We start from the raw sequence: 822 nt of genomic DNA, 5'->3' as shown, positions 1-822 counted from the left end.
TGGCGTGCATGGTGCGTCGTCATGAGCTGACCGATGCCGCCTGGGCGAGGGTGGAGCCTCTTCTGCCTGCTCAGGCGGCTCGTGGTGGCCGGTGGCTGGATCATCGGATCGTGTTGAACGGGATCTTGTGGAAGCTGGCGACGGGTGTTCCCTGGCGGGATCTGCCGGAGCGTTATGGCAACTGGAAGACCGTCTATGAGCGTTACCGCAGGTGGGCTGCCGATGGGACGTTCGACCGGCTGCTGGAGCACGTCCAGGTCCACGACGACGCGGTCGGCCGCCTGGACTGGTCGGTGAGCATCGACTCCACGATCGTGCGGGCGCATCAGCACGCGGCCGGCGCCCGCAAAAAGGGGAGCAGGCTGGGACAAACCGCCAAGCCCTCGGCCGGTCCCGGGGTGGGCTGACCAGCAAAGTCCACCTCGCGGTCGACGGCCGCGGCCTGCCCCTGGCACTCGTCATCACGGCCGGGAACGTCAACGACTGCACGGTCTTCCCGCAGCTCATGAACACGTTGCGGGTGCCGCGGCCGGGCGGGGGAAGACCCCGCACCCGCCCTGAGCGCGTCATCGCCGACAAGGCATACAGCAGCCGCGCCATCCGCGCCCACCTGCGAAGGCGAGGTATCGCCGCAACGATCCCGGAGCGCGCAGACCAGCAGGCCGGACGCAGGCGACGAGGCCGCAACGGCGGACGCCCGCCCGCCTTCGACCCCGCCGCCTACCGGCACCGCAACGTCATCGAACGCTGCATCAACCGGCTCAAGCAATGGCGCGCCATCGCCACCCGCTACGACAAACTCGCCCACCACTACCAAGCAGG

The 822-nt window shown here is 69.0% G+C and carries 1 protein-coding gene; it reads left to right on the top strand.

All coding sequences use genetic code 11. The annotated features are described in order from the left end of the window. Window positions 1-11 precede the first annotated feature (11 nt). A protein-coding gene (locus ACYVOM_RS41065; protein WP_460309055.1) for an IS5 family transposase occupies window positions 12-822 on the top strand; the annotation gives its coding sequence in 2 pieces (ribosomal slippage) (window positions 12-360 and window positions 360-822; 812 coding nt annotated over the 2 pieces). This gene is flagged as partial in the annotation.

It is taken from the genome of Actinocorallia aurea (assembly GCF_054783995.1).
This window is presented reverse-complemented; position numbering and strand designations above follow the sequence as displayed.